6 protein-coding genes and 1 riboswitch are annotated in these 13,572 nt (G+C 67.6%); all 6 genes read left to right on the top strand.

Annotated elements, in window-relative coordinates:
* Positions 1-192: 192 nt before the first annotated feature.
* The 6 genes from A9K58_RS05730 to A9K58_RS05705 all read left to right on the top strand — a co-directional run bounded on the left by A9K58_RS05730 (position 193) and on the right by A9K58_RS05705 (position 13,497).
* A complete protein-coding gene (locus A9K58_RS05730; RefSeq protein ID WP_081283982.1) occupies positions 193-1,989 on the top strand; it encodes an autotransporter assembly complex protein TamA in 1,797 nt (598 codons plus the stop codon).
* On the top strand, positions 1,986-5,849 hold the full coding sequence (locus tag A9K58_RS05725) for a translocation/assembly module TamB domain-containing protein (protein WP_065198428.1): 3,864 nt from the start codon (positions 1,986-1,988) through the stop codon (positions 5,847-5,849). Before A9K58_RS05730 ends, A9K58_RS05725 begins: the two co-directional genes overlap by 4 nt.
* A 179-nt stretch (positions 5,850-6,028) precedes the next feature.
* On the top strand, positions 6,029-8,176 hold the full coding sequence (locus A9K58_RS05720) for a S46 family peptidase (RefSeq protein ID WP_065198427.1): 2,148 nt from the start codon (positions 6,029-6,031) through the stop codon (positions 8,174-8,176).
* A 233-nt stretch (positions 8,177-8,409) separates the two neighbouring features.
* The gene (locus A9K58_RS05715; protein WP_065198426.1) at positions 8,410-11,868 is read left to right on the top strand and encodes a hybrid sensor histidine kinase/response regulator; all 3,459 of its coding nucleotides are present in this window, start codon (positions 8,410-8,412) and stop codon (positions 11,866-11,868) included.
* A gap of 252 nt (positions 11,869-12,120) precedes the next feature.
* A riboswitch (yybP-ykoY riboswitch) is annotated at positions 12,121-12,210 on the top strand.
* An 88-nt stretch (positions 12,211-12,298) separates the two neighbouring features.
* Positions 12,299-12,874: a manganese efflux pump MntP gene (locus tag A9K58_RS05710; RefSeq protein WP_065198425.1), complete on the top strand. Its 576-nt coding sequence runs from the start codon at positions 12,299-12,301 to the stop codon at positions 12,872-12,874.
* Between the two features lie 167 nt (positions 12,875-13,041).
* On the top strand, positions 13,042-13,497 hold the full coding sequence (locus tag A9K58_RS05705; protein WP_065198424.1) for an REP-associated tyrosine transposase: 456 nt from the start codon (positions 13,042-13,044) through the stop codon (positions 13,495-13,497).
* Positions 13,498-13,572 lie beyond the last annotated feature (75 nt).

Raw genomic sequence — 13,572 nt, 5'->3', positions numbered from 1 at the left:
GGGTGCCAAGCAAGCTTGGCACCCACCGGTAGTGCTGGCAGAAGTCCATCGGGGCCATCGCCGGCGTCGCGCGCGATGCCGGCATCCCCGCCTGCGATCCCGGTGATCGCCATAAGGGCGCGCCTTTTGACTGTCACTTAACAACCGATCCCTGATGAAGCACTGCATTTCGCATCATCACTTCCGGTCGGTATGCTGTGCCGCATGCAGCCAAAGAACTACGCCCTGCCGTTGATGGTCCTGTCGCTGGCCGCCACCTCCGTGGCGCATGCACGCGGCACCATCGACAAGGTGGACATCAAGGGATTGGACAAGGGCGACGACGCCGCGATCATCGAGAACATCCAGGAATCGCTGTCGCTGTACGACACCATCGGCAAGGTACAGGGCGAGTCGCGCCTGGAGTACCTGCTGTCGCAGGCCGAGCGCCAGACCCGCCAGGCCCTGGAGCCGTTCGGCTACTACAACCCGGTGATCAGGGTCGAGGCGCCCCGGCAGGACGACAACGTGCAGGTGGTGATCCACGTCGACAAGGGGCCGCCGGTGACCGTGCGCCGCGAGCACATCGATATCACTGGCCCGGCGATGTACGACCAGTACCTGCAGGACGACCTGGCCGCGTTCAAGCCGCGCAAGGGCCAGCGCTTCGAGCACACCCAGTACGAAGCCAGCAAGATCACCATCACCCGCCGCCTGGCCGAACGCGGCTACTTCGATGCCGACTATACCCAGCGCCAGGTGCAGATCACCCGCGCCGACAATGCGGCTGACATCGACCTGACCTGGGACAGTGGCCGCCGCTACAACATGGGCCCGGTGCGCTTCCACCAGAACTACTTTGTCGACAGGCTGTTCGACCCGCTGGTGTACTGGGAGCAGGGCAGCTACTTCCACGAAGGAAAGCTCGACCGCCTGCGCGAGTCGTTGACCAAGCTGGACTATTTCAGCGTGATCGACATCCAGCCGCGGCCGGACCAGGCCGACGAGAACGGCGAGGTGCCGGTGGATGTGAAACTGACCCGCGCCAAGCGCACCATCTACACCGCCGGCGTGAGCTACGGCAGCGAGAGTGGCGCGGGTGTGCGCGGTGGCGTCGAGCGGCGGTTCATGAACAGCCGTGGCCACAAGATGAACACGCAGCTGGACTATGCGCAGAAGCGCAAGAGCCTGGTGACCAGTTACCGCATTCCCGCATTCGCCTGGCTTGACGGCTGGTACACCTTTGCGGCCAGCGCGTACGACGAGCAGACCGACTACATCGACCTGCGCAACTTCAAGCTGATCGCCAGTCGCAGTGGCGAGATCAACGAGCACTGGACCGCGATCGCTTCGGTCAACGCCCTGCGCGAGCGCTGGCGCTACGCCTCGGGCACCGAGTTCACAGACGCGGTCTACAACACCTCGACGCTGGTGTACCCGCAGATGGTCGCCGACTACGTCAATGTCGATGACGAGATGTTCCCGCGCAAGGGCATCAGTGGCGCCGCGACGGTGCGCGCCGGTATTGAAGGGGCCGGGTCGGACACCAGTTTCGTGCAGGCCAACGCCGTGCTGCGCTGGTACATCCCGGTGGGCGAGAGCAACCGGCTGATCCTGCGCGGCGAAGGGGGCACCACCTGGACCAGCGACCTGGTGGCGATGCCACCGAGCCTGCGCTACTTTGCCGGTGGTGACCGCAGCATCCGCGGCTACGCGTACCGGGAAGTGGGCCCGCGCACGCCCAAGCCGGACAAGTACGCACTGGGCGCCAAGCACCTGGTGATCGGTTCGGCTGAGTACGAGCATTACTTCAACGGCGGTCCGTGGGGCGCGGCGGTGTTTGTCGATACCGGCAGCGCCTTCGACAACACCATCGACCTGCACACCGGCGTTGGCTTCGGCGTGCGCTGGAAATCGCCGGTGGGCCCGGTGCGGGTGGATATCGCGCACGGCCTGAACAATCCGGATTCGCAGGTCCAGCTGTACCTCAACATCGGAGCGGACCTGTGAGTACACCGGCACCGGCCCCGAACCCGAAGACACCGGCGCCCCGCGTGCGCTTCTACCGCCGCCGCCGTTTCTGGACCTGGTCCGGCGCCGGTGTTCTGGGCCTGGTACTGCTTGCCCTGCTGGCGGGGTACTGGTTGCTGCAGACCGTGGCTGGCCGCGATGTGCTGCTGGCACAGGTGGTGGCGCGCCTGCCGGTGGGCGCCAGCTTCACCTGGGACAAGGTGGAAGGCCCGGTGGCCGGTCCGCTGACCTTGTACAACGTCGACTTCCGCTACGACGACATCCATTTCCATGCCGAACGCGTGCACCTGGAACCGGACCTGCGCCCGTTGCTGGGCCGCAAGCTGCTGCTGGACAGGCTGGAACTGACCAACGCGACGTTGAACCTGGCCAAGAGCGACGAGCCGTTCAAACTGCCGTCGTGGCCTGATTCGCTGCCGCAGATCGAGATGCCGCTGGCGATCCAGGCCGATGCCATCGCCATCGATGGCTTCCGCATCAGCCAGGCCAATGAGCCGGTGATCGACATCAGCCGCGTGCGTGGCGGCATCGAGATCGCCAACGGCGAATTCCAGGCACGCGCGCTGGTCGTGGACAGTGACATGGGCAACTTCACCGCCCAGGGCCACTACATCCCGGCCCGGGACTACGACACCGACGTGACGGTCACCGCCGTGCTGCCGGCGCCGCGCGGGCGCACCGCGGCGGCGTTGGGACTCGTTGCGCGGGGGGACCTGTCGCACATGGAGGTGGCGGTGGCAGGGCGCGCACCGAAGCCGCTGCAGGCGATGCTGGTGTTCGATGGCCGTACCGACCCGACCTGGAGTGCCACGGTGCGCAGTGACGAGCTGGACCCGGCACTGCTGTCGCCGGCCCTGGCGGGCTCGGCAATCGCGCCGCTGGCGCTGGACTTCACTGCGGCCGGCAAGGGTGGCAATGCCAACCTGCGCGGCAGGGTGAAGCAGGGCGACCAGGAACTGGAGCTGGCGCCCTCGGTGGTGTCGCTGCAGGACCAGGTGCTGAAGGTTTCGCCGTTGCAGGTGAAGGGCCTCGGGGGCGAGGCACGCCTGGAAGGCACCGCCGACTTCAGCCAGGAGGCGCAGCAGAAACTCAACTTCTCGGTGATCGCGCGCAATCTGACCTACGTTCCGGCGCCCGATCCGAACACGGCCGGCAGTGCGCCGGTGCCAGTGACACTGAAGGAAGCACGCTTCGGCCTGGCCGGCACGCTCAAGGCCTGGGCGGCGATCGGCCGTGCCGAGGTCGAGCGCGAACGACAGAAGGCGCAGCTGCGCTTCGATGTGCGTGGCAACGACCAGGCCGCGTCGATCCACCAGCTGCAGGCGCAGACACCGGGTGGGCAGCTGCAGGTGGAAGGCCAGGTGGCCTGGGCGCCGCAGCTGGACTGGGACGCCAAGGCCACGCTGAAGGACTTCGACCCCGGCTATTTCGTGCCGGGCTGGAACGGCCGCCTGTCCGGCAACCTGGCGTCCAAGGGCCGCCAGCTGCCGCCGCCGGCCAATGCCGCACCGGGCACCGCCGGTATGCTGGAAGCCACGGTGGACCTGCCATCACTGAAGGGCATGCTGCGCCAGCGCAACCTCGACGCACAGGGCAAATTCGCGCTGCAGGGCGCGCAGGGCCAGGGTGACCTGAAGCTGGCGCTGGGCAGCAGCCGGGTGACCGCCTCGGGCAAGGTCGGTGATCGCCTCGACATCGATGCACGCTTCGAACCGCTGCAGCTGAGTGACCTGCTGCCGGGCGCCGACGGCGGCCTGCGTGGGCAGGTACAGGTGAAGGGCCCGCGCGACGCGCCGGACATCACCGCCGACCTGGTCGGCAACAACCTCGACTGGGACGGCTACGGCGCCGAAAGCGTGAGCATCAAGGGCCGCCTGCCGTGGCGCGGCGACAGCGGCGCGCTGGCGATCCAGGGCCAGCAGGTCAACGCCGGCATGCTGCTGGAGCATTTGAACGTGGATGCGCAGGGCAGTGTCTCCAACCTGCGGCTGGCTGCGCAGACCCGCAACGAGATGGGTGCGATCGAGCTGCAGGGCAGCGTGCGCCAGCAGGGCGCGCAGTGGCGTGGCGAGCTGGCCTCGCTGCGCATCGCCCCGGTGAAGGGCGATGCGTGGTCGCTGCGTGCACCGGCGGCGTTCGCGATCAACGGCGGCACCTACACCTTGTCCGAAGCCTGCCTGGCCGCTGCCAGCAGTGGCGCCCTGTGTGCACAGGCCAACTGGCCACGCGAGGGCCTGGTGGTGCGCAGTGACGCGCTGCCGCTGGCGCTGGTGCAGCCGTGGCTGCCGCCGCAGTCCGGCCGCCGCATCTACCTGCGCGGCGATGTCAGCCTGGACGCGCAGATCCGCCCGCGCGGCACGGCCTGGGAAGGCCATGTGGAAGTGCGCTCGAAGGAAGGCGGCGTGCGCCTGGGCGAGAACCGCAACACCGTGGGCGATACCACCCGTGGCGAGCTGGTGCGCTACGACCAGTTCTCGCTGAAGCTGGACATGACCCCGGCCAGCATCAAGGGCTACCTGGGCATGGGCTTCCAGGGCAACGGCTTCGTCGACGCGAAGCTGCAGACCGGCTGGGAAGCCGGCGCGCCGTTGAATGGCGAGCTTTACCTCAACATGTCGCGGCTGTACTGGCTGGAGCTGTTCTCGCCGGACATCGTGCGCCCGACCGGCCTGATCGAAGGCCACGTCAGCCTGCGCGGCACGCGAGGGCAACCGTCGTTGGGCGGTGACGCCCAGCTGAGCAACTTCAAGGGCGAATTCCCCGCATTGGGCCTGACCTTCGACCAGGGCAAGGGCAGTTTCGTGGCCCAGCCCGATGGGTCGGCCAGGATCACTGCACAGGCCAACTCGGGCCAGGGCACGCTGTACGTGGATGGCGGCCTGTCGTGGTTCGGCGATGCACAGCCGCTGCAGTTGAAGATCCACGGCGAGAACGTGCTGCTGTCCAACACCAGCGAACTGCGCATCGTCGCCAACCCCAACCTGGACTTCACCCTGGCCAAGGCGGCGATGGAGCTGCGTGGCACCGTGCACGTGCCGGAGGCCGACATCGACATCGAGCGCCTGGACCGCGGCACCTCGGTGTCCGAAGATGTGGTGGTGCTGGATCCGGCCGATCCGGAAGCGTCGCGCACCTCGCCGCTGGACATGGACCTGACCGTCAGCCTCGGCGACAAGGTGAAGATGACGGGCTTCGGCCTGAAGGGGGCGCTGACCGGCAAGATGCAGGTCTGGGCCAAGCCTGGCCGCGAGATGACCGCCAACGGCGGCCTGGAGGTCAGTGGCCGCTACAAAGCCTATGGTCAGGACCTGACCATCACCCGCGGCAACCTCAACTGGAACTACAACGCGGTCTCCGACCCGCGCATCAACATCCGTGCCGAGCGCCGGATCGGGGATGTCACCGCCGGCATCGACGTCACCGGGCGTGCGCAGCAGCCCCGTGCGGACGTGTGGTCCGATCCGGCGATGTCGCAGTCCGAAGCACTGGCCTACTTGGTGCTGGGACGCAGCCTGACCGGTGCCAGCAGCGACCAGGCGCAGCAGGTCAACGCGGCTTCGGCGGCGCTCTCGGCCGGCAGCGGGCTGCTGGCCTCGCAGCTGGGCGCGAAGCTGGGCCTGGACGATGCCGGCGTGAGCCAGTCGCGCGCGCTGGGCGGCTCGGTGATCGGCGTCGGCAAGTACATTTCTCCCAAGCTGTACGTGGGTTATGGCGTGTCGCTGGTCGGTGCCGGTTCGGTGATCACGCTGAAGTACCTGCTGCGCCGCGGCTTCGACGTGGAAGTGGAGTCGAGCACGGTGGAAAACCGCGGGTCGATCAACTGGCGACGGGAGAAGTAATCCGCCGTGGCATCCCTGTAGAGCCGAGCCATGCTCGGCTTCTGCGTGCAGCGCGGGTTGACGGAAGAGCAGCCGAGCATGGGCTCGGCTCTACCTGTCAGGTCCCCAACCATCGGCCGTTGCCCCATCCGGCCCCACGGGCTATGGTCCCGGGCTGTTCTGTCGTGCCGGATCGCCTCATGTCATCACGCAAGTCCCTTCCCACCGCCCTGGCCCTGGGCCTGACCCTCGCCGCCGGTGCCCACGCCGACGAAGGCATGTGGATGCCGACGCAGCTGCCGGGCCTGGCCAAACCGCTGCAGGCGGCAGGGTTCAAGGGCAATCCGGCTGACCTGGCCAACGTCACCGCGCCGCCGCTGAGCGCGGTGGTGCGCGCGGGCGGCGGCACCGGCTCGTTCGTGTCCGCCGATGGCCTGCTGCTGACCAACCACCACGTGGCGATGGGCGTGATCCAGTACAACAGCTCGCCCGAGCACGACATGATCAACGGTGGTTTCATCGCCAAGGACCGTGCCGACGAGCGCCCGGCCAACCCGGACTTCCGCGTGCTGGTCACCGTCGGCTTCGACAAGGTGACCGACCAGGTGCTGGCGCAGGCCCGTGGCAAGACCGGCCGCGCGTACTTCGACGCCGTCGATGCGGCCAGCAAGCAGATCGTGGCCGAGTGCGAGAAGGACGGCAGCGTGCGCTGCTCGGTCGCCAACATGTACTACGGCACCGACTTCTACCGCATCGCCCAGCTGGAACTGAGCGACGTGCGCCTGGTGTACGCGCCGCCGCGTGCGATCGGCAACTACGGCGATGAGATCGACAACTTCATGTGGCCGCGCCACACCGGCGACTTCACCCTGTTGCGCGCCTATGTCGGCAAGGACGGCAAGCCGGCGCCCTACAGCAAGGACAACGTGCCGTACCAGGCGCCGGCACACCTGCAGATGTCGGTGGAAGGCCCGAAGGAAGGCGACTACGCGATGCTGGCCGGTTACCCGGGCATCACCTACCGCCACCGCACCGCCGCCGAGTTCGCCGGCCAGATCGACACCGTGCTGCCGCGCCGCGTGTCCGTGTTCCAGCAGATGATCGACACCATCGAGGCGGCAACTGCCAAGGACGCGCAGGCACGCACCCGCTACGCCTCGCAGCTGCAGTCACTGAAGAACAACCGCAAGCGCGCCGCCGGCGAGCTGGAAGGCCTGCTGCGCAGCGATGCCAAGGCCCAGCGTGCCGCCGACGAGACAGCCATGCTGGCCGCCACCGATCGCAGGTACCAGGGCGACATCAAGGCGCTGCTGGCCAATCTGTCGCAGGGTGCGGCAGTGGGCGAACGTGACCTGTTGCTGGAGCAGATGGCCGCGCAGAGCCAGCTGCTGCGCTCGGCGCTGTTGCTGGAACGCCTGCGCATCGAATCGGCCAAGCCGGACGCGCAGCGCGAGAGCGGTTACCAGCAGCGCGACCAGGCGATGATCGAAGGCGTGCTCAAGCAGGTCCAGCGCCGCTACGCGCCGGAGGTTGAGAAGGCACTGCTGACCACCCTGTTGACCCGCTACCAGCAGTTGCCGGACGCGCAGCGCGTGGCCGAGTTCGACGCGGCCTTCGGCCGTACCCCGCAGCAGCTGGCCAAGGCGCTGGACACCCTGTATGCCGGTACCCAACTGGGTGACGAGGCGCAGCGCCTGTCGCGTTTCGCTGCTGCCCGCGAAGGCAGGGCCCTGGCCGCCGATCCGCTGATTGCCGCGGCCGGACCGCTGGTGGCCGCGCAGCTGCGCATCGAGAACGAGAGCAAGACCCGCGAAGGCGAGCAGCTGCGCCTGCGCCCGGCCTACATGCAGGCGCTGTTCGCCTGGCGCGCCAAGCAGGGCCGTGCGGTGTACCCGGATGCCAACCGCACCCTGCGCATCAGCTACGGCAGGGTCGAGGCGCTGCACCCGCGCGATGGCGTGACCTACTCGCCGGTGACCACCGTGGCCGGCATCGTCGAGAAGAACACCAACGCCTATCCGTTCGACGCGCCGAAGCCGCTGCTGGCGGCGATCGCCAAGGGCGACTTCGGCAGCACCGCCGACCCGGTGCTGAAGACCCAGACAGTCAATTTCCTGACCAATCTGGACACCACCGGAGGCAACTCCGGCTCGCCGGTGCTCAACGCCAAGGGTGAACTGATCGGCCTGAATTTCGACAGCAACTGGGAGTCGGTCAGCGCCAGCTGGTGGTTCGATCCCCGCTACAAGCGCGCCGTGCACGTGGACATGCGCTACCTGCGCTGGCTGCTGGCCAAGGTCTACCCGGCGCCGGAGCTGCTGAAGGAAATGGGCGTGCCGGCGGAATAACGCCGGTGCCTGGCAGGTGCCCACCGCTTCCAGGTGGGTGCCCATTGATTCCCGGTAGGTGCCCACTGTTAGTAGGCACGGATGTCCCCGTCACGACCAACGGTCGTGACCCACCAGACGGATCAACGATCGTGACCCACCGCCGTGCCCCACCCTTGCGGTCCTTCCTCGTGACCTAGCCTCACGACCAACGGTCGTGATCTACTGACCCCTGCCCTGAGGGAAACGCACGCGTGGTCTCCAGCTGGATCCTGCTGCTGGTCTCGGTTGCCTATGCCGCGCTGCTGTTCGGCGTGGCGTGGTGGGGTGACCGCCGGCCCATGTACCCTGACCGGCCGTGGCTCCGGCCGGTGGTCTACAGCCTGGCGCTGGCCGTGTACTGCTCGTCGTGGACCTTCTACGGCGCGGTCGGCACCGCCGTGCGCAATGGCGTGGGCTACCTGCCCATCTACATCGGCCCGCTGCTGCTGCTGCTGTTCGGCTGGCGCATCATCGAGCGCCTGGCGCTGATCGCGCGCAGCCAGAACGTTGTCTCCATCGCAGATTTCATTTCTTCGCGCTTCGGCCGTTCGCGGCGGCTGGCGGCGCTGGTGGCGATCATTGCACTGATCGGCATCGTTCCTTACCTGGCGCTGCAGTACAAAGCGGTGGCGATGAGCCTGCAGGTACTGACCGGCAACACCGGCCCGACCGGCTTCTTCACCGACCCCGCGCTGTACGTGGCGCTGCTGATGGCGCTGTTCGCCACCCTGTTCGGTACCCGCCAGGTCGATGCCACCGAGCACCACCACGGCATGATGCTGGCGATCGCCTTCGAGTCGGTGATCAAGCTGCTGGCGATGCTGGCCGTAGGCGTGTTCGCCTACCTGTGGCTGAGCAACCGCACCGACGCGGTCGTGGAATCGGTGCATACGCTGTTCACCGGGCTGCCGCCGGTGGGGTTCATCTCGCAGACCCTGCTCAGTTTCCTCGCCATCATCTGCCTGCCGCGCCAGTTCCATGTAGCCGTGGTCGAGTGCGGTGACGTGCGCGACGTGCGCCGCGCGCGCTGGATGTTCGGTGGCTACCTGGTGCTGATCTCGGCCATGGTGCTGCCGATCGCCACCGCCGGCGTGACCCTGTTCGGCACCGGCGGCAGCGTCGCCGATGATTCGATGGTGCTGGCCCTGCCATTGGCCGAAGGCCGCAACGCGCTGGCCCTGATCGCCTATGTGGGCGGCTTCTCGGCCGCCACCGGCATGGTCATCGTGTCCTCGATCGCGCTGGCGACCATGGTCAGCAACGACCTGGTGATGCCGGTGCTGCTGCGCCGTAGCGGTGACCACCAGGAGGCCGCCGACGTCGCCTCGCGGGTGCTGTGGATCCGCCGCCTGGCGATCCTGCTGCTGGCACTGATGGCTTACAGCTACTACCGCAGCAGCAGCAACGACAGCACGCTGGCCTCGTACGGCCTGATGGCGTTCGCAGCGGTGGCGCAGTTCGCGCCCGGCCTGATCGGCGGCCTGTACTGGCGCGGTGCCAGCCGGCGCGGCGTCGAGGTGGGCATGCTGCTGGGCTTTGCCACCTGGTTGTACACCCTGCTGCTGCCGGCAATGACCATGGCCGGCTGGGTCGACGCGGCCTGGGTGCAGCATGGCCCATTCGGCATCGAGTGGCTGCGCCCGCAGCAGCTGTTCGGCATGACCGGCTGGGATCCGCTGACCCACGGCACCTTCTGGTCGCTGCTGGTCAACGCGGCGACGATGATGCTGGTGTCCGCGCGCTGGCGGCCCGGCGTCGACGAGCGCCTGCGCGCTGCGCCGTTCCTCGACCCGTATGCCGAGCGCCCGTCGGTGGCCGGCGGCTGGCCCGGCCACGTGCATGTGGGCGACCTGCTGGCACTGGCCTCGCGCGTGGTCGGCGAACGCCACGCGCGGCGTTCGTTCTTCGAGCAGGCGCAGTCGCTGGGCCGCGAGCTGCAATCCTCGGCGCCTGCGGACCGTCCGTGGGTACAGTTCACCGAGCGCCTGCTGGCCGCCTCGATCGGCGCGGCGTCGGCACGCCTGCTGCTGACCAGCCTGCTGCGTGGCTCGGGCATGGACCTGGGCGAAGTGGTGGCGGTTCTGGACGAAGCCGGGCAGGAACTGCGCTTCAACCGCGAGATCCTGTCGACCACGCTGGAAAACATCAGCGCCGGGGTCAGCGTGGTCGATCCGGACATGCGCCTGACCGCATGGAACCGCCGCTACCAGGACATGTTCGGCTACCCCGACGGCATGCTCTACGTGGGCCGCCCGGTCGCCGACCTGATCCGCTACAACGCCGAGCGCGGCGAGCTGGGCGAGGGCGATATCGAAGTGCAGATCAACCGCCGCATCGGCTACATGCGCGCCGGCTCACCGCATGTGTTCGAGCGCACCCGCAGCGACGGCAAGGTGATCGAAATGCGCGGCCAGGCACTGCCCGGCGGCGGTTACGTGACCAGCTACAACGACATCACCGACTACAAGCATGCGGAAAAGGCGCTGCTGGAAGCCAACGAAACGCTGGAACAGCGCGTGGCCGAGCGCTCGCATGAGGCCGAGGTCGCGCAGCAGTCGAAGACCCGCTTCCTGGCGGCGATCAGCCATGACGTGCTGCAACCGTTGAATGCAGCGCGGCTGTTTGCGTCCGCACTGCGCGACAGTGATCACGTGAGCGACGAACAGAAGCACCTGGCCGAACGCGTGGATGCGTCGCTGCGAGCGGCTGAGGAGCTGCTCGATGGCCTGCTGGACGTGTCACGGCTGGATGCGGGTGGCCTGCACCCGGTGATCGGCGAATTCGACGTGAGCGCCCTGATGCGCGAACTGGCCGCGCAGTACACCCCGGTCGCCGCCGGTCGTGGCCTGCGCCTGGACCTGTTCGCGCGCCCGGCCTGGGTACGCAGTGATCGCCGGCTGCTGCGCCGCGTGCTGCAGAACTTCCTGGCCAATGCGCTGCGTTACACCCGGCAGGGCCGCATCGTGCTGGCGGTGCGCCAGCGCGGCGACGAAGTGGAACTGCAGGTGTGGGATACCGGCCCCGGCATTCCGGAGCACCACATGCGGCAGATCTTCGATGAGTTCCACCGCTACCAGCAGCCGTTCGACTGGGGCGAGCAGGGGCTCGGCCTGGGCCTGTCGATCTGCCAGCGCATCTCGCGCCTGCTCGACCACCGGCTCAATGCGCGCAGCCGGGTCGGCAAGGGATCGATGTTCTCGATCATCCTGCCGCGGGTGGCGCCGCTGCCTGGCTACACCGAGCCGGTTGCGCCGGTCACGGCGGTGGCCGCGCCGGTACGCAGCGATTCACTGTCCGGCCTGCGCGTGCTGTGCGTGGACAATGACGAGGAGATCCTCGACGGCATGCGCGCGCTGCTGGGCCGGTGGCAGGTGCAGGTGATCACTGCCGCCACCGTCGACCAGGCGCTGGAGAAGATCGCCGAGCGCCCGCAGGTGATGCTGGTGGACTACCACCTGCATGACCGCATGGACGGCCTTGATGCGCTGGTGGCGCTGCGCGAGGCGGCCGGCTATCCGCTGCCGGGTGCGCTGCTGACCGCCGATGGCCGCGACGAGCTGAAGCGGATGGCGCGCGAGCGTGGCTACCGCGTGCTGACCAAGCCGATCAAGCCGGCTTCGCTGCGTGCCTTCCTGGGCGCGCTGCGTGACGCCGGCAACAGCGATGCCTGATGGCACATGCAGAGCCGAGCCCGCGCTCGGCTCCTGCGCGAGGCATGGTGTTCCGTGGCCGGGCTGAACAGCAGCCGAGCATTGGCTCGGCTCTACAAGAATCCAGTGCCGCGCACCCTCTGCAGAGCCGAGCGCGCGCTCGGCTGCCGCGCGCAGCGAGGTGCGGTTATAGCCAGCGCTATAAAAAACAGCCCTGCCTGCGCGTTTCTCCGGAAATGCACCACGCGCGGATCGCGATGCTAAGCTTCGCGTCCCCTTGGGGAGTAGCCGGATTCCCTCGCAGGAATCGTCCACGTCAACATACTCGGCCAGTGCGCCGTGGCGTGGACAACCATGATGGTTGGCGAGACCAGCGGCCCGCGCGCGCAACGTCAGGTTGGGCGCGAGCGCGAGCCGTGCGTCCGTCCTTGCCCGACCTCAGCAGCAGTCCATGTCCCCCATTTCGATCCTCCTGATCGGCTTCGCCATGTCCACCGATGCCTTCGCTGCGGCGATCGGCAAGGGCGCGGCCATGCGCAAGCCGGTGTTCCGCGACGCGTTGCGCGCCGGCATCATCTTCGGTGTCATCGAGGCGATCACGCCCATCATCGGCTGGCTGCTCGGCCGCGCCGCCCTGCAGTACGTCGAGGCCTTCGACCACTGGATCGCGTTCGGCCTGCTTGGCCTGCTGGGCCTCCACATGATCTACAACGGCCTGCGTCCGGACAACAGCGAGGAAGACGAAGATTCCTCCCGGCACCAGAGCTTCTGGAAGCTGGCGCTGACCGGTTTCGCCACCAGCATCGACGCGATGGCGGTGGGCATCGGCCTGGCCTTCATGGATGTGCATATCGGCGTGATGGCCGCGGTCATCGGCCTGTGCACGCTGACCATGGTCAGCGCCGGCATCATGCTCGGCCGCGTGCTGGGCAGCATGGTTGGCAAGCGTGCCGAGATCATCGGTGGCGTGATCCTGGTAATCATCGGCGCGACGATCCTGTACGAACACCTGCAGGGCGTGGGGTGAGCAGGGAAACCTGTAGAGCCGAGCCCACGCTCGGCTCACGCGCGTAGCGCGGTTCTCAGGCGAAACGCAGCCGAGCATGGGCTCGGCTCTACAGCCGGGAAACGGCTGACGGGACTTGTAGTGTTGCCCCGATGGAGAGCCTGTCGGTCGAAGCATAGTCTTCGGGCATGTCCAGCCCCGCACTTCGTATTGGCCGCTGGTCGCAGACCGGCAACGTCTACGCGATCACCACGGTGACACACGCGCGTCGCCGCTGGTTCGACGATGAAGCCAACGTCGACCTTCTGATCGAGGCGCTCCGTACGGTGGAGCGGACAGGACGGACGTGTTCCCTCGCCTGGGTGATCATGCCGGATCATCTTCACTGGCTGATCGAGCTGCGATGCGGAACGCTCGCCGGGTGCATGCAGATCCTGAAGTCCCGGAGTGGAAGATCCATCGCCAGGCGCGTTGATGCGAGCGCGCCGATCTGGCAGCCGGGATACTACGATCATGCGCTGCGCGGCGATGAATGCCTGCGCACGCAGGCGATGTACATCGCGGCCAATCCCGTGCGTGCAGGATTGGCCACGCGCATCGGGGAATACCCCTATGTGTGGAGTCGATGGCCGCTTTGGGGGTGATGGGTATTGAGGCCAGGAGCAGCCGAGCGCGGGCTCGGCTCTACACGGGCATCATGAAGTCTGTGGAGCCGAGCC

The sequence above is a fragment of the Stenotrophomonas maltophilia genome (assembly GCF_001676385.1).
In the GTDB taxonomy this organism is placed as follows: Bacteria; Pseudomonadota; Gammaproteobacteria; order Xanthomonadales; family Xanthomonadaceae; genus Stenotrophomonas; species Stenotrophomonas maltophilia_J.
The sequence above is the reverse complement of the archived record's forward strand: the minus strand, read 5'-3'. Positions and strand labels throughout refer to the sequence as shown.

Excerpts from the sequence above, each read along its gene's own strand:
- A9K58_RS05730 (WP_081283982.1), top strand. The coding sequence starts at position 193 with ATGCTGTGCCGCATGCAGCCAAAGAACTACGCCCTGCCGTTGATGGTC.
- A9K58_RS05720 (WP_065198427.1), top strand. The coding sequence starts at position 6,029 with ATGTCATCACGCAAGTCCCTTCCCACCGCCCTGGCCCTGGGCCTGACC.
- A9K58_RS05710 (WP_065198425.1), top strand. The coding sequence starts at position 12,299 with ATGTCCCCCATTTCGATCCTCCTGATCGGCTTCGCCATGTCCACCGAT.
- A9K58_RS05705 (WP_065198424.1), top strand. The coding sequence starts at position 13,042 with ATGTCCAGCCCCGCACTTCGTATTGGCCGCTGGTCGCAGACCGGCAAC.